Below are 19474 nucleotides of genomic sequence, written 5' to 3'. Positions count from 1 at the left end.
GGTGGCGCCCCACGCCGCGGCGGGACCGTCGGGAACGCCGTCAGGCGCCCAGGTGCCGGGCCAGGAAGGCGACGCTCCCGGTGACGATCGGAGTGATGTCGGCGACGCCGAGGAAGATGTGGTCGGCTCCCTCCACCCGTTCGAGGGTGACCTCGCCGCCGGCGCCCTTCAGCGCCTCGGCGAGCAACTCGCTCTGGCTGTAGGGCACGAGCTGGTCCCCGGTGCCGTGGACCAGCAGGAACGGCGGGGGCTTCGCCCCGGCGGCGTAGGTGACGGGGCTGGCCGTGCGGGCCAGTTCCGGGTGCCGGTCGGGGGTGCCGCCCAGCAGCGTGGTGAACGGGTCGGGGAACTCGGCCCCGGGCATCTGCGGCAGGGGGTGCCCGAGCAGCGAGGCGATCTCGGACACGCCGTACCAGTCCACGACGGCCTGCACCCCGGTGTGCCCGCCGCGTACCCCTTCGGTGCCCTCCAGCTCCTGGCCGGCCGGGCCGTCGGGGCGGGTCAGCCCGGCGAGCGCGGCCAGATGGCCACCCGCCGATTCGCCCCAGACCCCGAGCCGCTCCGGGTCGATGCGGAAGGCGTCGGCGAACTGCCGGACGTAGCGGATGGCGGCCTTCACGTCGTGCAGCTGGGCGGGGAAGGGGGCTTCGAGGCTGTGCCGGTAGTCGATGCAGACCAGGGCCATCCCGGCCCGTAGGACCGAACGGTGGAGCAGTTCGACGGGGACCGTCGGCGGGGGATAGCGCCGGTCGCCTTCCAGCCATCCGCCGCCGTGGATCCAGATGACCGCGGGGACGGGTTCGTCGCCCGCGGGCACGTGCACGTCGAGCAGCCGGGGCCGGTAGCCGGGGGTGGTCGCGTAGGTGATCCCGTCGAAGTGACGAACGCCGTCCTCGGTCAGGACGGCGGGCACCGGAGCACGGAAGGGAGGCGGGGGCCACCCCAAGTCGAGCTCGGCCGGAAGCGATTGCGGCATGGAAGCGATCTCCCATCGGAGTCGATCGAAACTGGGCATTCGTGACGTTTGTCCGAAAGCTGGCACGTCTGCGCGCGAGATGCCTAGCATGTTACACGTGTAACAAGGCCGTCCAAGAGGTTGTTGCGCATTATTGACGATCGCAAGTTTTGCGAGATACTTGCTCCACTCCCCCCGCTGCCCCGAGATTGAGGTGCCGCCCCATGGAGCTCTCCCCGTCTGCTCATGTGGACTCGTTCTGTCGTGACCGACTGCCACCCTTCGCGCTGTGGCCCGAACTGCACTTCGATCTCCCGGAGTTGCGCTACCCCGACCGCCTCAACTGCGCCGAGCGGCTGCTCGACGACGCCGTGGGACGCTGGGGGGCCGACCGGCCCTGTCTGCTGACTCCCGCGGGCCAGTGGACCTACGGTGAGCTGCTCGAACGCGCCAACCAGGTCGCCCAGGTGCTCACCGAGGACTTCGGCCTCGTCCCCGGTAACCGGGTCCTGCTGCGCGGCCCCAACAACCCCTGGCTGGTGGCCGCTTGGTTCGGCGTCCTCAAGGCCGGCGGTGTGTGCGTCACCACCATGCCGCTGCTGCGGGCCGGCGAGCTCGCGGAGCTGTGCGAGATCAGCCGGCCGGCCGTCGCGGTGTGCGACCACCGCCATCTCGACGAGCTCACGGCCGCCGATGCGCCTGGCGTGGCCGTGCTGGCCTACGGCGGCTCCGGCGAGAAGGACCTCGTCGCGCGCTGCGCCGCCAAGGACGGGCGGATCTCCAACGTCGCCACCGCGGCCGACGACGTGGCCCTGATCGGCTTCACCTCGGGAACGACCGGCCGCCCGAAGGCGACCCTGCACTTCCACCGCGACGTCCTGGCCATCGCCGACACCTTCTCCCGCCACGTCCTGGGGCCCCGCCCGGACGACGTGTTCACCGGAACCCCGCCGCTGGCCTTCACCTTCGGGCTCGGCGGGCTGGTGGTCTTCCCCCTGCACGCGGGTGCGGCGACCTTGCTGATCGAGCAGGCCGGTCCGGAGCAACTGGCCGAGCTGGTGGCGGAGCACGGCGTCACCGTGCTCTTCACGGCCCCCACCGCCTACCGGGCGATCATGGCGGCCGGTGCGGCACGGAAACTGTCCGGGCTGCGCCGCTGCGTGTCCGCCGGCGAGGCGCTGCCGGCGGCCGTGTGGGAAGAGTTCCGTGCCGCCACCGGGCTGCGCATCATCGACGGCATCGGCGCCACCGAGATGCTCCACGTGTTCATTTCGGCGGCGGACGACGCGATGCGTCCCGGCGCCACGGGCCGGCCCGTCCCCGGGTACCGGGCCCGCGTGGTCGACGAGGCGGGCGAGCCGGTTCCCGACGGGCGGCCCGGCCTCCTCGCCGTCACGGGCCCCACGGGCTGCCGGTACATGGACGATCCGCGTCAGAGCGCGTACGTCAGGGACGGCTGGAACATCACCGGCGACACCTACATCAGGGACTCCGACGGCTACTTCTGGTATGTGGCCCGCAGTGACGACATGATCGTCTCCTCCGGGTACAACATCGCCGGCCCCGAGGTCGAGAAGGCCCTCGGCACCCACCCTTCCGTCGAGGAATGCGGTGTGGTCGGCGCCCCGGACGAGAAGCGCGGAATGCTCGTCAAGGCGTACGTGGTCCTGCGCCCCGGTGTCGCCGCCGACGGGGCCACCGTCAAGGAGCTCCAGGACCACGTCAAGCGGACCGTCGCTCCCTACAAGTACCCCCGTGCCGTCGAGTTCGTCACCGAACTGCCGCGCACGGGCACCGGGAAGCTCCGGCGCGCCGAGCTGCGCAGGCTCGCCCGCTCCGCCCCGGCCTCCCGGCCGGCCGCCGACGCGAAAGGCCCGACCGTGGACACCGCCGGCCTGCGGCGGGCGGCCCCCGCGCCCACGGACAGCTGTGCCGCCGGAAGCCCCGGGGATTGTGCCCGGAACCTGCCCAGCGTCGTCGTGGAGCGGCGCGTCGAATGGCCCGACACGGACGCGGCCGGCCACTATCACCACTCCACCGTGGTGCGCTGGGTCGAGGCGGCCGAGGCCGTCCTGCTGCGGCGGCTGGGGCTCGCGCATCTCTTCGGCAGTACGCCGCGGGTCCACTTCGAGGCCGACTACCGGGCCCGGCTCTGGTTCGGCGAGACCGTCCGTACCGAACTGAAGGTCACCAAGGTCGGGGCCAGTTCCCTCCACTACGCCTTCACCGTCCACGGCGAGGGGGAGGAGGCGGCCGCCAGCGGCCGCATGGTCGTCGCCCACTCGGCCGCCCGCGCCACCGCGACCACGGCCTGGCCCGACGACGTGCGGGAGGTCCTCACCAAGGCCGGCCCCCAGGCCCCCGAACTCTTCGCGTGACCGGGCGCGGAAGCGCCCCCTGCATGATGTGTCGCATTATTGATGATCGCCAAATCTGCGACATAGTCTGCTTCCGGAACCACTAGGAGGAACACCGTGCGTGTAGCAGTCATCGGAGGAGGGCCCGGCGGGCTGTACTTCGCGGCCCTGGCCCAGCAGCTCTCACCGGAGTGGGAGATCACGGTCTGGGAGCGCAACGCCCGCGACGACGCGTTCGGCTTCGGCGTCGTCTTCTCCGACGAGACGCTGGACGGGATCGCACAGGCCGATCCCGCCGTCTTCGCCGCCATGTCCGCGGAGTTCGCCCGGTGGAGCGACATCGACGTCCGCTACGGCGGCGAGGTCCACGTCTCCGGCGGGCACGGCTTCGCCGCCCTGGACCGCAACCGGCTGCGGGAAATCCTCCAGGAGCGCTGCGCGGAGCTAGGAGTGGACGTGCGCTACAGCACCCAGGCGCCGCCCGTCGAGGAACTCTCCGCCGACTACGACCTGGTCGTCGCCGCCGACGGGATCCGCTCGGCGACCCGCGAGACCCATGCCGCCAGCTTCCGCCCGGACCTGGACGAACGGCACTGCCGCTACATGTGGCTGTCCACCGACCGCGTCTTCGAGGCGTTCACCTTCATCGTCGAGAAGCGGGACTTCGGCAGCATCCAGGTGCACGCCTACCCGTACAACGACACGTGCAGCACGTTCATCGTGGAGATCGCCGAGGCCGACTGGCGGCGGGCGGGCTTCGCCGCCTTCGCCGACCGGGAGTTCGCACGCGGCGAGAGCGACGAGGAGAGCGTGCGGCGGTGCGAGGAGATCCTCGCCGACCACCTCGACGGCCACCGCCTGATCCCCAACCAGTCCCGCTGGATCCGCTTCACCACCGTGCGCAACGCCTCCTGGCACCACGGCAACGTCGTCCTGCTCGGGGACGCCGCGCACACCGCCCACTTCTCCATCGGCTCCGGCACCAAGCTGGCCATGGAGGACGCCCTGGCGCTGGCCGCCTGCCTGCACGAGAACCCGGACGTGCCCGCCGCCCTCGCCGCGTACGAGAGCGAGCGCAGACCGGTCGTCGAATCCACCCAGCGCGCGGCCCAGGCAAGCCTCGAATGGTTCGAGAACATCGGCCTCTACACCGCCCAGCAGCCCCCTCAGTTCGCCTTCAACCTCCTCACCCGCAGCCGCCGCGTCACCTACGACAACCTGCGGGTGCGCGACGAGCGGTTCACCACCGCGGTCGACTCCTGGCATGCCGTCGACAGCGCTCTCGCCGCCCCCCGGCCCGGCGCCGGCGCGGCGGCCGCCCCGCCCATGTTCCGCCCGTTCCGGCTGGGCGGTCTGCGCCTGCGCAACCGCGTGGTCGCACCGCCCACCGCGCTGTACACCGCTCGGGACGGGCTCCCCGGCGACTTCGAACTCGTCCACCTGAGCACCCGGGCCATGGGCGGCTCCGGCCTGGTCCTCGCCGGAATGACCGCGGTCAGTGCGGACGGCCGGGCCACCCCCGGCTGCCCCGGCCTGTACACGGACGGGCAGGAGGCCGCCTGGCGGCGGATCACCGACTTCGTCCACGGCCAGTCGGACGCCTGCCTGGGCATCCAGCTCACCCACGCCGGCCGCCGCGCGGCCACCGGCATACCGAGGCCCGACGGCAGGTCCGTACCGCTGGACATCGGCGCATGGCCGCTGGTCGCCGCCTCCCCGATCGCCTGGGGCGAGGGCTCCGCCGTCCCGAGGGAGGCGGACCGCCGGGACATGGACGACATCGCGAGCGACTTCGTCGCCGCGGCCGAGCGCGCCCACCGGGCCGGCTTCGACGTACTGGAACTCCAGTACGGCCACGGCCACCTGATGTCCGGTTTCCTGTCGCCGCTGACCAATGTACGGACCGACGCCTACGGCGGAAGCCTGGCCGGCCGGCTGCGCTTCCCGCTGGAAGTGCTGCGGGCGGTCCGGGCCGTCTGGCCCGGGGGAAAGGCGCTCGTGGTCCGCATCTCGGCCGCGGACTGGGCCGAGGGCGGAACCGGCGAAGCCGACGCGGTGGAGATCGCCCGCGCCCTCGCCGAGGCCGGTGCCGACGCGGTCGACGTCTCCACCGGCGAGGTCGTCGCCCATGAACGGCCCCGCTACGGGCGCAGCTACCAGACGCCGTACGCCGACCTCATCCGCAACGCCACCGGCATCCCCGTGATCGCCGTCGGCGCCATATCGACGTACGACGACGTGAACTCGATCATCCTGGCCGGCCGGGCCGACCTCGTCGCCGTCGGCCGGGCCCAGCTCCACGACCCCCTGTGGACCCTGCACGCCGCGGCCGCACAGGGCTACAGCGGCCCGGCGGCGCCGTGGCCGGCCTCCTGGAAGGCGGGCAGCCGTCGCCCCCCGGGCGCGCGCACCGACCGGGTCCCGCCCCGCCTCCACCTGCTCCGCCGGCCCGCCGCACCCGTGCACCAGCGCTGGCTCCCGCACGACCGGGCCCGTGCCGCCGCATCGTCCCGCTGATCTGGAGAACCGATGGACCATCTGCCACGCTTCACCGCCGCGGCCGTGCAGGCCGCCCCCGTGTACCTGGACGCCGCGGCGACCGTCGACAAGGCGATCGGGCTGATCGCACAGGCATCGGCGGGCGGTGCCGAACTGGTCGTCTTCCCCGAGGTGTTCGTCGCCGGCTACCCCTACTGGAACTGGACGATGAACCCCGTCCAGGGCTCACCCTGGTTCGAGCGCCTCCACCGCGCGTCCATCGACGTACCGGGCCCCCACGTGGACGCGCTGCGCGCCGCCGCCCGCCAGTACGGCGTCGTCCTCGTCATGGGCGTCAACGAACGCGCCCCGCACAGTCTCGGCGTCCTCTACAACACCCTGCTCACCATCGGCGCGGACGGGGAACTCCTGGGAGTCCACCGCAAGCTGGTCCCCACATGGGCGGAGAAGCTCACCTGGACCGGCGGTGACGGCAGCTCCCTGAAGGTCCACCACACGCCCGTGGGACCGCTCGGTGTGCTCGCCTGCGGCGAGAACACCAACACGCTGGCCCGCTTCACCCTGCTCGCCCAGGGCGAGCTGGTGCACGCCTCCGCCTACATCGCCCTGCCGGTGGCGCCGGCGGACTACGACATGGCCGACGCCATCGCCCTGCGCACCGCCGCCCACAGCTTCGAGGGCAAGGTCTTCTCCGTGGTGGCCTGTTCGACGATCTCACCCGAGATGGTGGACACCATCGCCGGCGAGGACGAGGACGTACGGCGCATGCTCGCCCGCCCCCGCAGCGCCCTCTCCGGGATCTTCGGCCCCGACGGGCGGCCCGTCACCGAGCCGCTGATCGACGACGAGGGCATCGTCCTCGCCGAGATCGACCTGGCGCGCTGCATCCAGCCCAAGCAGATGCACGACATCGTCGGCCACTACAACCGCTTCGACGTCTTCCGGCTCCACGTCGACAACCGCCCCCGCACACCGGTCACCTTCACCGCTCCCGTGCACCCGGCCACTCCTGCCACCCCCGCCACCCCCGCCACCCCCGAGGAGGACTCATGACCACCGAGCACGACGACAGCCGACTGGGCCGTGCACGGGTCACCGACAGCCCCGAACTCACCGCCTACTACGGGGAACTCGCCGAGCTCGAAGCAGGCGCCCTGTGGACCGTGGCCAACGACATCGAGCCCTGGTACCCGCAGCCCAGGTCCGTACCCGTGCTGTGGCGCTACGAGGAACTGCGCCCGCTGGTCCGCAAGGCCCTCGACCTCGTCAAGGCCGACGACGCCGGCCGTCGCGTCGTGATGCTCGTCAACCCCGGCCGCAAGGACGTCAGCGCCGCCGCCGGGCTCCTCTACACCGGCCTGCAGATCATGGGCCCCGGCGAGGCCATGACCGCCCACCGCCACCAGGCCGCCGCGCTGCGCTTCGTCCAGGAGGGCACCGGCGCCTGGACCATCGTCGACGGCCAGAAGCTGAAGGTGGGCCCCGGCGACTTCGCCATCACCCCGAACGGCACCTGGCACGAGCACGGCAACGAATCCGACGACGCCCCCGTCATCTGGCAGGACGGCCTCGACATACCCCTGGTCAACGCACTGGACGCCGGGTTCTACGAGGTCCACCCCGAGCTGTACCAGACCCCCGGCAAGGTGATCAACTCCTCGCTGCTGACCTACGGGGCGAACCTCCTGCCCCACGGCGTCGAGAAGTGGACGCGGCCCTATTCGCCGCTGCTGGCCTTCCCGTGGGAGCCCACCTACGAGGCCCTGCAGAACCTGGCCGAGGCCACGGACGGATCCCCGTACGACGGCGTGATCGCCGAATACACCAACCCGGTCACCGGCGGCTCGGTCATGCCCACCATGGGCGCCCACATGCAGCTCCTGCGCCCCGGACAGGCCACCCTGGCGCACCGCCACACCGGCTCGGTCATCTACACCGCCGCCAAGGGGCGGGGTGTCTCCGTGATCGCCGGGCAGCGCTTCGAGTGGCAGAAGGGCGACATCTTCTGCGTCCCCTCCTGGGCCTGGCACGAGCACCGCAACCTCGACGGGACCGAGGACGCCTGCCTGTTCTCCTTCAACGACTTCCCCGTGATGCGCTCCCTCGGCTTCCACCGCGAAGAGGCGTACACCGACAACGGCGGGCACCAGCCCACCGCTTAGCGGTTGTCCGGCCCTGATCCGCCGGACACCCCCCGAACCGCTCCGCCGGGCCGGCGGCCGCCGGCCCTGACACCGGCGCCGGCCCGGCGGAGTGCCACACCGTTTCCGGAAGAGCCCCACCCCCATCCCCACCCAAGGAGCACCCATGCGACTGGTCACCTACACGCGCGGCGACTCGCCCCACCGCCTCGCGGCACAGGACGGGGACCACGTGGTCGACCTCGCCGTCCTCGCCGACCGGGCGGGCACCCACCTGCCCCCGGACCTGATGTCGTTCATCCGGGCGGGCGCGGCCGCCCGGACCACTGCCGCCCGCCTGCTGGCCGGCGGTCCCGCGGCCCGGCCCGCCGAAGCCGTGCACCACATTGACGACGTGTCCCTGCGGGCCCCGCTGCGCCCCGGCAAGATCATCGGTGTCGGGCTGAACTACGTCGAGCACGTGGAGGAATCCAGCCGCAGCCTCGACACCGACAAGGAGCGGCCCACCCGCCCGGTCCTCTTCAGCAAGCCCGCCACCGCGGTCACCGGCCCCGGCGCGCCGATCCTGCACAACGCGGACCTGACGGCCCAGCTGGACTGGGAGTGCGAACTCGCCGTCGTCATCGGCCGCACCGCCTTCCGGGTCAGGGAGGAGGACGCGTACGACCACGTCTTCGGCTACAGCATCGTCAACGACATCAGCGCCCGCGACCAGCGCCGCTCCGGCCAGTGGTTCTTCTCCAAGGGCCAGGACTCGTACGCGCCCTTCGGCCCCGCCGTCGTCACCGCGGACGAGATCGCCGACCCCATGGCACTCGACCTCTCGCTGCGCGTCAACGGGGTCACCAAGCAGAAGTCCAACACCCGGCACATGCTCTTCCCCATCGCCCGTCTCATCTCCGACATCTCCTCCGGTGTCACACTGGAACCGGGAGACGTCATCGCGACCGGATCGCCCGCCGGTGTCGGAGCCGGCATGGTCCCGCCGGAGTTCCTCCGGCCCGGCGACACCGTCGAGGCGACCGTCGAAGGCATCGGCACGCTGGCCAACCCCGTCGTCGACGCCCGCTGAGGAGCGACCATGTCCGACCGCACCCACCGCACCTACCGCATCGGCCAGATCGTTCCGAGCTCCAACGTCACCATGGAGACCGAGGTGCCGGCGATCCTGCGCGCCCGCGAGGCCATCGCGCCGGAACGCTTCACCTTCCACTCCAGCCGGATGCGCATGACCCACGTCACCCCCGAGCAACTCAAGGCCATGGACGCGGACTCCGACCGCTGCGCCGTCGAACTCTCCGACGCGCACGTGGACGTACTCGGCTACGCCTGCCTGGTGGCCATCATGAGCATGGGGCTCGGCTACCACCGCACCTCGGAGGAACGGCTGCACGCGCGCACCGTGGAAAACGGAGCTCCCGCCCCCGTCGTGACCAGCGCCGGCGCCCTCGTCCACGGCCTGAACACCCTCGGCGCGAAGAAGATCGCCCTGATCGCCCCCTACATGCGCCCGCTGACCGAGACGGTCGTCGACTACCTCACCCACGAGGGCATCGAGGTCCTCGACTACACGGCCCTGGAGATCCCCGACAACCTCGACGTCGCGGCCCACGACCCCGCGCGCCTCCCCGGGCTCGCCAAGGCCCTGGACCACAGCGGCGCCGAGGCCGTGGTGCTCTCCGCCTGCGTCCAGATGCCCTCCCTGGGCGCCATCGGGGAAGCGGAACAGCTCCTCGGCAAGCCCGTCGTCTCGGCAGCCGTGTGCACGGCCCACCAGATGCTGCGCACGCTGGACCTCCCGGCGGTGGCCCCCGGGGCGGGCCACCTCCTGTCCGGCGCCTACGCGTGACCCGGGCACGACCCTGAGCCGGGAGGACCCCCCGTCCGCGCCGCTGGGTAGGATCGCGACCGCATCCGACGGAAGGCGATCATGGCGGACACTCCCACCCGGCCCAGTTCTTTGATCAACACGGTCTACGGAGCGTTCCTGCGACGCCTCGGCGGATGGATCTCCGTCGCCGACCTGATCACCCTGATGTCCGAACTGGACGTCGACGGCCCGGCGGCGCGCTCTGCGATCTCCCGGCTCAAGAAGAAGGGCGTGCTCGAACCGGAGCGCCGGGACGCCACCGGCTACCGGCTCGGCGAAGCCGCGCAACCCGTCTTCGACGAGGGCGACCGGCGCATCTTCGGCAGCCTGGAACCCGCGAAGTTGAGCGACGGCTGGGCGATGGCGGTCTTCTCCGTACCGGAGTCCGAGCGGTCGTACCGCTACCAGCTGCGCACCCGGCTGGCCTGGATGGGATTCGGGAACATCGCCCCGGGGGTGTGGCTGGCGCCGGGCCGCCTCCTCGGTGACGCCCGCGACATGCTCGTCCGCCGCGGACTGAGCGACTACGTGCATCTCTTCGCCGCGGACTACGCGGCCTTCAGCGACCTGCCCGGAACGGTCAGTTCCTGGTGGGACTTCCCGGCGATCCAGGAGCAGTACGCCGCGTTCACCCGTGAGTACGGCCCCCTCGCCGCGGAATGTGCCGGGCAGCGGGAGACGGACGGCAGCGAAGCGTTCCGCCGTTACGTCCCGATGCTCACCCAGTGGCGCCGGCTGCCCTACCTGGACCCCGGCCTGCCCACCGAGCTGCTGCCCGCCGACTGGAACGCGGTCGCCGCGCGCCAGACCTTCCAGCAGCTCCACGAGGTGCTCGCCCTGCCGAGCCTGCGGCACGTACAGCAGGTCACCGGCCTGGCAGAGGCGGCGCCGGACGCGTAGAACCGCCCTTCGTCCCCGGGGGTCCCGGGGACGAAGGGCGGTTCCGTGTGGTGTCAGGGACGGGCGGTCCGTGCAGGCGAGGTCATATGCGGTGCAGGCGGCGCCAGTGGCCGGCGAGGTCGTCGGTGGCGGTGGTGACGGAATCCAGGCTCATCGTCGTACGGGAGTCCCGGTCGTAGCGGTCCCAGCGCGGCATGGCGTGGTGGTTGGGGTCGCCGGTGCGGATGAAGGAGATCCAGGAGGCGTGCACGGTCGCGGCGAGACCGTCACGGATCCGGGGGTCGAGCCCCGTCAGGAACGGCGCCCGGGACCACTTGTCGAAGTTGTCGAACGTGAACGGCAGCTCCAGGCAGTGGGCCGCACCCAGCCGGCCGTTGTGCGCGGGCGTGGGGAGGTCGAACTGGTACGCCCAGACGGGACGCCCGCGCACCGCCCGCCGCTCGGCCAGGGCCAGGGCCGGCATGCGGAACAGGTCGTCCGAGATGATGTCCATCAGCACGTCGGCCGGCCGGGCGCCCGGCCGGGCCCCTTCGTACGCGGCGTAGACCTCGGCCGCCCGGTTCCCGAAGGTGTCCCGTGCCCGTGCGAGCACCTGGTCCTTGGTCGCCGCGGCGTACGCCTCGTCGAGTCCGAAGGCGAAGTTGGCCTCTTCCCTGGTCCAGCCGATCAGGACGTCGATGTCGGCTCCGGGGCCGCTGAGCAGCAGGTCCGCGGGGTTGCGGTCCAGCGTGACCTCGTCGAGGACCGGCAGGAACGGGGTCGACCAGTAACCCCAGCGGGCGGTGCGTCCGAACATCTGGAAGGTGGCGGCGATCAGGCGCGGCCAGGGGACGGCCCGCAGCTCCGCGACGTCCTCGGCCCCGACGATCTCCAGGAAGGCGGCGGTGCGCTGGAGTGATTCGGCGCGGGTGGGGATCCGCAGACCCAGCGGCGGGCTCTGCAGGATGGCGCGCTTGAACAGCGGGCGGCCCTTGCTGCGGGCGCCGGCGAGGGCGGCCGTCGAGAACGCGCCGCCGGACTGGCCGGCCACGGTGATGTCGTCCGGATCCCCGCCGAACGCGGTGATGTTGTCCCGTACCCAGCGCAGCGCTGCGAGCTGGTCGGTCAGCCAGAAGTTTCCGTCGGCGCCGTCCTCTCCGAAGTAGAGGTAACCCAACGGTCCGAGGCGGTAGTTGACGGTCACGACGACGAGGTCGCCGTTGCGTGCGAAGGTTTCGCCGGAGTAGTTGGGCAGCGAGCCCGAACCGGAGATGAAGCCGCCGCCGTGGATCCACACCATCACCGGCCGCTTGGCCGCGTCGGGTGCCGGCGTCCAGACGTTGAGCGTGAGGCAGTCCTCGTCGAAGGGTGGCGAGCCGTGCGTTCCGAGCACCTGGTCGCCGCCTTCCCGGTAGGGCTGGGGCGCGCTCGGCCCGAATGCGGTGGCCTCGCGCGTGCCCTGCCAGCCGGGGTGGGGCTCGGCCGGCCGCCAGCGGAGGGGGCCGACCGGAGGCGCCGCGTAGGGGATGCCCTTGAACACGGCGAGCCCGCCCTCCGTGACCCCGCGCAGCCTGCCCGCGCGCAGTTCCACCACGGGTGCGGTGCCGTCCCCCTGCGGGACCGCCCGCGCGGCCGCCTGCGCCACGTGGTCGCCCGCCATACCGGCGAGGAACGCGGCACCGGCCAGCCCCCCGCCGTTCTTGAGGACTTTGCGCCGCGTCGGATCGTTCGTCATGGTGCTTCACTCCCTGACTGGTCAAGTGGCCGTCGTCCGTACGGCATCGCGTGAATTTGACGAGCGCTAGTGAAGCTCTATATTTCACCCGGGGTCAAGGGGTGAGGGGCTCGCTCTCCCGATTTTGTTGCGAACTATTGACGAGCGTCGAAACTGCGCGATAGACACGTGTCATCACCGAGCCGGCCCGCACGCGGCCAGGAGCTCGACGACGCGGTCGGCGGTCGGCGGACCCCCCTCCATGCAACCCCCATCAGCGAGATCCGGCCCTCCCGGCCGGCTGACACCGTACGGAGTCCCCATGGCAGGTCGGTTTCGTCCCGTTGGTCTGATCACCGTCACAACGGCCCTCGTGTTCGCCACCGCATGCGGTGGCGCCAGCCTCGGGACCGGCGACGGCAACCGGCAGAGCGGGCCCTTGAAGATCGGGCTCCTCGTCCCGCAGTCCGGGAGCTACAAGGCGCTCGGCGACGACCTGAAGCAGGGCTTCGAGCTCTACGTCGAACAGCACGGCGGCCGGCTCGGCGGCCGCGAGGTGCAGATCGTGGTCGCCGACGAGGGGGAGACGGCCGACTCCGGCAAGGCGGCGGCGGAGAAGCTGGTCAAGCAGGACCGGGTGCTGGCGGTGAGCGGGGTGGTGAGCTCGGCGACCATCAACGGGGTCAAGGACCTCTTCGAGACCAGCAAGGTCCCGCTCGTCGGATCGAACGCCTCGCCGACGACCCTGACCGGCTCCACGTACGTGTGGCGGACCTCGTACGTCAACGACGAACCGGGCAAGGCGCTGGGCCGGCACGTCGCCGCCGAGGCCGGCGGCCCGGTCTTCCTGATCGCCGCCGGCTACCAGGCGGGCAAGGACGAGATCGAAGGCTTCAAGTCCACCTTCCTCCCCGCGGGAGGCAAGATCGCGGGGAAGGAGGTCTACACGCCGTTCCCCGGCACCAAGAACTTCCAGCCCTACCTCGCGCAGATCCAGCGGTCCGGAGCGAAGGCCGTCTTCTGCTTCTACGCCGGCGGCGCGGCCGTCGACTTCGTCAAGCAGTACCGGGACTTCGGACTGGCCGGCAAGGTCCCGCTCTACGCGCCCGGCTTCCTCACCGAGGGCGGCGTGCTCAAGGGGCAGGGCGAGGCCGCCGACGGCATCCTCACCGCGCTCAACTACAGCGCCGACCTGGACAACCCGGCCAACAAGGCGTTCGCGCCGGCGTACCGCTCGGCCTACGGAACGGACCCGACCACCTATGCGATGGCCTCATGGGACGCGGCGCAGGTCCTCGACAAGGCGATCAAGGCGGCCGGCACGGAGGTGACCGCGGAATCGGTCAACGCCGCCATCGCCGAGGTGGGGAACATCGACAGCCCGCGTGGCAGCTGGCGGTTCAACGACGAGGGCACCCCGGTCCAGCCCTGGTACCTGCGCGAGGTCAAGCAGGGGGCCAACACCGTCACCTCCGAGCTCGGCCGGCTGGGAGGCTGAGATGACCGGATGGTTGGACGGCAACCTCGTCAGCGTCATCGACGGGATCGCCTTCGGTCTGCTGCTGTTCACGATCGCCGTCGGCCTCTCCCTGGTCTTCGGCATGATGGACGTGCTCAACCTGGCCCACGGCAGCCTCTACCTCGGCGGCGCCTACCTCGCCTACGCGCTGTCCGACGGAAGCCTGCCCGGCCTGCTTCTCGCCCTGGCGGCCGGGGCCCTGGTGGGCACCCTGGGCGGAGCGGCACTGACGTTCCTCACCCAGCCCCTGGCCCGGCGCGGACACCTCGACCAGGCCGTGCTGACGCTCGGCATCTCGTTCATCGTCGCCGACCTCCTCGCCGCGGCATTCGGCGGCGAGGTGCTGCCCACCGACCCGCCGGCCTCCCTCCGCGGCACGGCGAACCTCCTGGGCCACGCGTATCCGGTGTACCGGCTGGTGTTCATCGCCGTCGCGGCCGGCCTCGCGATCCTCGTGTACCTCGTGTTCGAACGCAGCCCGCTCGGGGCGCTGGTACGGGCCACCGTCGCGGACCGGGACATGGTCCGGGCCCAGGGCGTCGACGTCCGCAAGGTGCTCTACGGAGTCTTCGCGGCCGGCGCCGCCCTGGCCGCGGTCGGCGGAGTCCTCGGGGCCCCGATCCTGGGCCCCGGGCCCGGCGTCGACGAGACCGTGCTCGTCCTCTCGCTCGTCGTCGTGGTCGTCGGCGGCCTCGGATCGGTGCGCGGCGCGCTCGCCGGAGCGCTGCTCATCGGCCAGGTGCAGACACTCGGGGTGGCCCTGCTCCCCGACTACGCCCCCTTCCTCCTCTTCGGCGCCATGCTGGCCGTACTCGTCATCCGCCCCCACGGCCTGGTCGCGACGGGGGTGCGCACATGAGCCCCGCACGATCCACCGCACGCCGGTCCCTGACCGCTGCTGCCGTCCTCGGGCTCGCCCTGGCGCCGTTCGTCCTCGGCCCGTACGCGGTCGGCACCCTGTCTCGGATCCTGGTCTTCGCCCTCCTCGCCGTCAGCGTGCACCTGCTCACCGGCCTGACCGGCCTCCCGACCCTCGGCCAGTCGGCCTACTTCGGCGTCGGCGCGTACACGGCGGCGATCACGGCGACACGGCTCACCGACATCGGGATACTGCAACTCCTCGTCGCCGCGGGCGTCTCCGCGCTGGTGGCCCTGCCCACCGGATGGCTGGCCGTCAGGGCCCGGGGCGTGGTGTTCCTGATGCTGACCCTGGCCATCGGCGAGATCGTCTACAGCGCCGCCGTCAACTGGAAGACCCTGACCAACGGCACCGACGGCCTCTCCGGCATCCCACCCGTCGTACCGCTGCCCGGCATGCCCGCGCTGGAGCTCGACGGACTGGTCCACTTCTACGTCCTGGCCGTGTTCCTGCTGCTCTTCGCGGCCGTCGCCCGTCTGGAATCGACACCGTTCGCCCTCGCCCTGCGCGGGATCCGCGACAACGAGGACCGCATGCGGGCCATCGGATACCCGACCCGGAGATACGCCCTGACCGTCTACTGCGGCGCGGGCGCGGTGGCCGGTGCCGCCGGTGCCCTGTGGGTGTCGGTGCAGCGGTTCGTCTCACCCGGCGACGCCGGCTTCGAGATGGCCGCCCTGGCGTTGCTGGCCGTCGTCATCGGCGGATCCGGCTCGATGAAGGGAGCCTGCACCGGCGCCGCGCTCGTCTGGCTCACCCGCGACTACCTCGGCAACCTCGAAGCCGTCGCCGGCCGCGGGCCGCTCCTGCTCGGCCTGCTCTTCGTCATCGCCGTCTACACACTGCCCCGCGGACTGGCCGGCATCCGGCTCCGCATCCGGCTCCCGCTCAGACCGATCCGAAGGAGCGCCTCGTGACCTGTCCGGACCTCCTGGAACTGCGCGGGCTTTCCCGGCAGTTCGGATCCTTCAAGGCCCTGGACGGGGTCTCCCTGTCCGTGCGGGCAGGCTCACGGCACGCGGTCATCGGCCCGAACGGGGCCGGCAAGTCGACCCTCTTCGGTCTGATCTCCGGAACCGTGCCGGCCACAGGCGGAACCATCCTCGTCGACGGGCGGGACGTCACCCGGCTGCCCGTGAACCGACGCGTCGGACTCGGAGTCGCCGCCACCTTCCAGCACTCCAGCCTCTTCCTGCGCGCATCCGTACTGGAGAACGTGCTGCTCGCCGCCCTGCGCCCGGCCGGTGCCGGCCTCGGCGGATGGCGGAAGGTGAGCGCCCGGGGCTCCGCGATCGGCCGGGCACACACCCTGCTGGAGCAGGTGGGACTGCCCGACCGGTACGAGGTCCCCGCGGCCGAACTCTCCCACGGCGAACGGCGGCAGCTCGAGGTGGCCGTCGCACTGGCCACCGAACCCCGGCTGCTGCTCCTGGACGAGCCGGCCGCCGGCATGTCCCCGGCGGAGACGGCGCGACTGACCGGACTGCTCGCCGCCCTGCCCGGCGACGTGACCGTACTCCTGATCGAACACGATCTCGACATGGTCTTCGAACTCGCCGACACGGTGACGGTCATGCACCTCGGCAGACACCTCAAGACCGGCTCCCCGGACGAGGTGCGGGCGTCCCCCGAAGTCCAGACCGCCTACCTCGGCACCATGGAGGTCTCCTCGTGAAGCCGTATCTCAGCGTGCGCGACCTGTCCTCCGGCTACGCGGGCGGAGTCGTCCTGGGCGGCGTGGACCTCGACCTCGAAGAGGGCGGCATCCTCGCACTCCTCGGCCGCAACGGGGTCGGGAAGACCACCCTCGTCTCGACCGTCATGGGATTCGTCCGGCCCTACGGAGGCAGCGTCACCGTGGGCGGCCGGGAGCTCGCCGGAGCCCGCGTCGACGTGGTCGCCCGGGCCGGGGTGGGCATCGTCCCGCAGGGCCGCCGGGTCTTCGCACCGCTCACGGTGGCCGAGCACCTGGCGATCGCCTCCCGCCGCCCGGCGGGAGCCGGTCCATGGACCCGGGACCGCGTCCTCAGCCTGCTGCCGCGGCTGGGGGAACGGCTCGGCCACCGCGGTGACCAGCTCTCCGGCGGGGAGCAGCAGATGCTCGCGATCGCCCGGGCCCTGCTGGGCAACCCGCGCCTGCTGCTCCTGGACGAACCGACCGACGGCCTCGCCCCCTCCGTCGTCGACCAGGTCGGTGAGGTGATCCGCGAGGTCGGCGCGGAAGGCATGACCGTCCTGCTCGTCGAGCAGAACCTCCGCCTGGCACTCTCCGTAGCCCAGAGCGTGGCCGTCATGCAGAAGGGCCGCGTGGTCCACCAGGCGGACGCCGTGGAATTCGCATCCAGCCCCGAAGACCGACGGCGTCTGCTGGGCGTCGACTGACCGGCGCCCTGCCGGGCGCCCAGCGCCGTGCGAAGGCGGCATCACGCCGACGGGCAGACGATGGATTCGTGGAGACACGGTTCCCGGACGGTCCGCCCGAGCGACTCGGGGCCCGACGGTGACCGCAAAACGCACGGCAAGGACGCTGCGGCGTTGGGTACAGGTGCCAGATGAACGAGCACATTCCGGTCGACGAGCTGATCAGCGGCGCCGCACAGGCTGCCGGCGGATGGCTGGGCGCGCTGCCGGTCGCCCTGGTGGCCACCAGCGCCGACGGGACGATCGTGCGCTGGAACCAGGTCGCCCAGGAATTGCTGGGCTATGCCCCGCCGCAGATACTGGGCCGCAACATCGCAGACCTGCTCCATCCGGGAGCCGACCGCAGCCTGGGGCGCTCCCTCTGGGAAGCCGCGGCCACGGGGCGGGGCGTGATGGGCACGGTCACCGCCTGGCACCGCGACGGGCACCCGCTGGAGGTGGAGATCTGGGCCTCTCCGGTGTCCGACCGCCAGCACGGCCCGGCCACGGTGCTGGTCTTCGCCGCCGACGCCCACGCCGCACGGCGCATCCGGGGGTCCTCGGCGGTATGGGACGGCCTGTTCGCCCGATCCCCGGTCGGCATCGCCATCCTCGACACGCAGCTGCGGTTCCTCCAGGTCAACGCCGCGCTCGAAGCCATGAACGGCCTGCCGGAGTCGGCGCACGTGGGACGCCGCCTGGCCGAGCTCCTCCCGGAGGTCAACGCCCACGAGATGGAGGAGGCCATGCGGCAGGTACTGGAGACCGGCCGGCCGCTCCTGGACCGTCGGCGGGTCGGACGGACACCGGCCGAACCGGACCACGACCGGGTGTGGTCGTGCTCCTACGTCCGGGTGGAGGATCCCGCCCGGATGCCGATCGGTGTCATCGCCTCGCTCGTCGACATCACCGAGCAGCAGCGCGACCACGTGGAAGCCGAAGCGGGCCGGCGCAGGCTCGCCATGCTCAGCGAGGCCAGCATCCGCGTCGGCTCCAGTCTCGACCTGGAGCGCACCGCGCAGGAACTCGCCGATCTCGCCGTGCCGCGCCTCGCCGATGCCGTCACCGTGGACGTGCTGGACGCGCTGGCGCGCGGGGACGAGCCCGGCATGGGGCTGACCGGCGGGGTCGCCCTGCGGCGCCTCGGCAAGGCCCCGCTGTCCGGATCCAAGGTGACCGACATCCTCGCCCCCCTCGGCCGGACGCTCACCTTCCCCGCAACCGCCCCCTACACCCAGGCCCTCGCGGCCCGGCAGCCCTTCCTGATCGCCCGCCTCGACGACCAGACCATCGCCCCCGCCGCCCGGCACTCGGTCAAACCCGCCCAACTGGTCGAGGTGGGAGTGCACTCGTTCGTCATGGCACCCCTGGTGGCCCGGGACACGGTGCTCGGCGTCGCCACCTTCTACCGCACCCGCCCCATGGCACCCTTCGGCTCCGAAGACGTCACCCTCGCCGCCGAACTCACCGCCCGCGCCGCGCTCAGCATCGACAACGCCCGGCTCTACCACCACGAGCACGAGACCGCGGTCATCCTCCAGCGCAGCATGCTCCCCCAGCACATCCCCCTGCCCTCGGGCATCGAGATCAGTCACCGCTACCTCCCCGCGAGCGACGTCAACGAAGTCGGCGGCGACTGGTACGACGTCCTCCCCCTGGCCGGCCGCAAGGCGGCCCTGCTCATCGGCGACGTCATGGGGCACGGCATCGCCGCGGCCGCGGTCATGGGCCGGCTGTCCGCCTCCGTACGGGCCCTCGCACGCCTGGACCTTTCGCCCGTGCGGCTGTTGCACCAGCTGGAAGCCGCCCTCACCGATCTCGCCGAGCCGATGCTGGCCACCTTCCTGTACATCGTCTGCGAGCCGGCCACCGGACGCTGCACCGTCACCCGGGCCGGGCACCCGCCGCCCGCACTCGTGCTCCCCGACGGCACGGTCCGGCTCCTGGACACCCCGCCCGGCGTCCCCCTGGGGGTCGGGGGCATCGCCTTCACTCCCACCGAGTTCGCGGTGCCTCCCGGCAGCCTCCTCGTGCTCTACACCGACGGCCTGATCGAAGCCCGCGGCTCCGACCTCGACGAGCGGCTGGCCGAACTGACGCGACTGCTCGCGGATCCGCAGCGGCAGCTGGACCACCTGTGCGACTCGCTGATCACCCACCTCGTTCCGGCGGCGGCCGACGACGACGTCGCGCTCCTGGTCGCCCGCATCGGCGGCTAGGC

Annotated in this window: 15 protein-coding genes and 1 pseudogene; 14 read left to right on the top strand and 2 right to left on the bottom strand. The window is 71.8% G+C overall.

Annotated elements, in window-relative coordinates; genetic code table 11:
• Positions 1 to 40 precede the first annotated feature (40 nt).
• On the bottom strand, positions 41 to 913 hold the full coding sequence (locus AB0447_RS05820) for an alpha/beta hydrolase (RefSeq protein WP_366475220.1): 873 nt from the start codon (positions 911 to 913) through the stop codon (positions 41 to 43).
• Positions 914 to 1179: 266 nt separating this feature from the next.
• On the opposite strand from AB0447_RS05820, the pseudogene AB0447_RS05815 reads away from it, so the two are divergent.
• From AB0447_RS05815 to AB0447_RS05780, 8 genes and pseudogenes are all read left to right on the top strand, one after another.
• A pseudogene (locus AB0447_RS05815) lies at positions 1180 to 2778 on the top strand (AMP-binding protein); the annotation flags it as partial.
• Between the two features lie 57 nt (positions 2779 to 2835).
• Positions 2836 to 3333: an acyl-CoA thioesterase gene (locus AB0447_RS05810; RefSeq protein WP_366475337.1), complete on the top strand. Its 498-nt coding sequence runs from the start codon at positions 2836 to 2838 to the stop codon at positions 3331 to 3333.
• Positions 3334 to 3429: 96 nt separating this feature from the next.
• Positions 3430 to 5829: a bifunctional salicylyl-CoA 5-hydroxylase/oxidoreductase gene (locus AB0447_RS05805; protein WP_366475219.1), complete on the top strand. Its 2400-nt coding sequence runs from the start codon at positions 3430 to 3432 to the stop codon at positions 5827 to 5829.
• 12 nt (positions 5830 to 5841) lie between these two features.
• A complete protein-coding gene (locus AB0447_RS05800; protein ID WP_366475217.1) occupies positions 5842 to 6864 on the top strand; it encodes a carbon-nitrogen hydrolase family protein in 1023 nt (340 codons plus the stop codon).
• Positions 6861 to 7973 (top strand): cupin domain-containing protein, encoded by a 1113-nt coding sequence (locus AB0447_RS05795; RefSeq protein WP_366475216.1) that lies wholly within the window; start codon positions 6861 to 6863, stop codon positions 7971 to 7973. The genes AB0447_RS05800 and AB0447_RS05795 overlap by 4 nt, the downstream gene beginning before the upstream one ends.
• 145 nt (positions 7974 to 8118) lie before the next feature.
• The gene (locus tag AB0447_RS05790; RefSeq protein WP_366475215.1) at positions 8119 to 9024 is read left to right on the top strand and encodes a fumarylacetoacetate hydrolase family protein; all 906 of its coding nucleotides are present in this window, start codon (positions 8119 to 8121) and stop codon (positions 9022 to 9024) included.
• Between the two features lie 9 nt (positions 9025 to 9033).
• On the top strand, positions 9034 to 9801 hold the full coding sequence (locus tag AB0447_RS05785; RefSeq protein WP_366475214.1) for an Asp/Glu racemase: 768 nt from the start codon (positions 9034 to 9036) through the stop codon (positions 9799 to 9801).
• An 81-nt stretch (positions 9802 to 9882) separates the two neighbouring features.
• Positions 9883 to 10722 carry a PaaX family transcriptional regulator C-terminal domain-containing protein gene (locus AB0447_RS05780; protein ID WP_366475213.1) on the top strand — a complete coding sequence of 280 codons (840 nt, stop codon included), beginning with the start codon at positions 9883 to 9885 and terminating at the stop codon, positions 10720 to 10722.
• 82 nt (positions 10723 to 10804) lie between these two features.
• On the opposite strand, the gene AB0447_RS05775 is transcribed toward AB0447_RS05780, so the two are convergent.
• On the bottom strand, positions 10805 to 12436 hold the full coding sequence (locus AB0447_RS05775) for a carboxylesterase family protein (RefSeq protein ID WP_366475212.1): 1632 nt from the start codon (positions 12434 to 12436) through the stop codon (positions 10805 to 10807).
• A gap of 352 nt (positions 12437 to 12788) precedes the next feature.
• Here AB0447_RS05775 and AB0447_RS05770 point away from each other — a divergent pair, with 352 nt between their 5' ends.
• The 6 genes from AB0447_RS05770 (at position 12789) to AB0447_RS05745 (ending at position 19472) form a co-directional block, all read left to right on the top strand.
• A complete protein-coding gene (locus AB0447_RS05770; RefSeq protein ID WP_366475211.1) occupies positions 12789 to 13913 on the top strand; it encodes an ABC transporter substrate-binding protein in 1125 nt (374 codons plus the stop codon).
• A gap of 1 nt (position 13914) precedes the next feature.
• Positions 13915 to 14793: a branched-chain amino acid ABC transporter permease gene (locus AB0447_RS05765; RefSeq protein ID WP_366475210.1), complete on the top strand. Its 879-nt coding sequence runs from the start codon at positions 13915 to 13917 to the stop codon at positions 14791 to 14793.
• Complete coding sequence (locus AB0447_RS05760; RefSeq protein ID WP_366475209.1) at positions 14790 to 15770, top strand: branched-chain amino acid ABC transporter permease; 981 nt, start codon at positions 14790 to 14792, stop codon at positions 15768 to 15770. The genes AB0447_RS05765 and AB0447_RS05760 overlap by 4 nt, the downstream gene beginning before the upstream one ends.
• Positions 15767 to 16528, top strand: coding sequence for an ABC transporter ATP-binding protein (locus tag AB0447_RS05755; RefSeq protein ID WP_366475208.1), 762 nt, complete (start codon positions 15767 to 15769; stop codon positions 16526 to 16528). Before AB0447_RS05760 ends, AB0447_RS05755 begins: the two co-directional genes overlap by 4 nt.
• Positions 16525 to 17235 (top strand): ABC transporter ATP-binding protein, encoded by a 711-nt coding sequence (locus AB0447_RS05750; protein WP_366475207.1) that lies wholly within the window; start codon positions 16525 to 16527, stop codon positions 17233 to 17235. Before AB0447_RS05755 ends, AB0447_RS05750 begins: the two co-directional genes overlap by 4 nt.
• Positions 17236 to 17405: 170 nt before the next feature.
• Positions 17406 to 19472 carry a SpoIIE family protein phosphatase gene (locus AB0447_RS05745; RefSeq protein WP_366475206.1) on the top strand — a complete coding sequence of 689 codons (2067 nt, stop codon included), beginning with the start codon at positions 17406 to 17408 and terminating at the stop codon, positions 19470 to 19472.
• Positions 19473 to 19474: the final 2 nt, after the last annotated feature.

Source organism: Streptomyces sp. NPDC051211, assembly GCF_040689505.1.
In the GTDB taxonomy this organism is placed as follows: Bacteria; Actinomycetota; Actinomycetes; order Streptomycetales; family Streptomycetaceae; genus Streptomyces.
This window is presented reverse-complemented; position numbering and strand designations above follow the sequence as displayed.

Excerpts from the sequence above, each read along its gene's own strand:
- AB0447_RS05800 (WP_366475217.1), top strand. The coding sequence starts at position 5,842 with ATGGACCATCTGCCACGCTTCACCGCCGCGGCCGTGCAGGCCGCCCCC.
- AB0447_RS05795 (WP_366475216.1), top strand. The coding sequence starts at position 6,861 with ATGACCACCGAGCACGACGACAGCCGACTGGGCCGTGCACGGGTCACC.
- AB0447_RS05790 (WP_366475215.1), top strand. The coding sequence starts at position 8,119 with ATGCGACTGGTCACCTACACGCGCGGCGACTCGCCCCACCGCCTCGCG.
- AB0447_RS05785 (WP_366475214.1), top strand. The coding sequence starts at position 9,034 with ATGTCCGACCGCACCCACCGCACCTACCGCATCGGCCAGATCGTTCCG.
- AB0447_RS05780 (WP_366475213.1), top strand. The coding sequence starts at position 9,883 with ATGGCGGACACTCCCACCCGGCCCAGTTCTTTGATCAACACGGTCTAC.
- AB0447_RS05775 (WP_366475212.1), bottom strand. The coding sequence starts at position 12,436 with ATGACGAACGATCCGACGCGGCGCAAAGTCCTCAAGAACGGCGGGGGG.
- AB0447_RS05765 (WP_366475210.1), top strand. The coding sequence starts at position 13,915 with ATGACCGGATGGTTGGACGGCAACCTCGTCAGCGTCATCGACGGGATC.
- AB0447_RS05760 (WP_366475209.1), top strand. The coding sequence starts at position 14,790 with ATGAGCCCCGCACGATCCACCGCACGCCGGTCCCTGACCGCTGCTGCC.
- AB0447_RS05745 (WP_366475206.1), top strand. The coding sequence starts at position 17,406 with ATGAACGAGCACATTCCGGTCGACGAGCTGATCAGCGGCGCCGCACAG.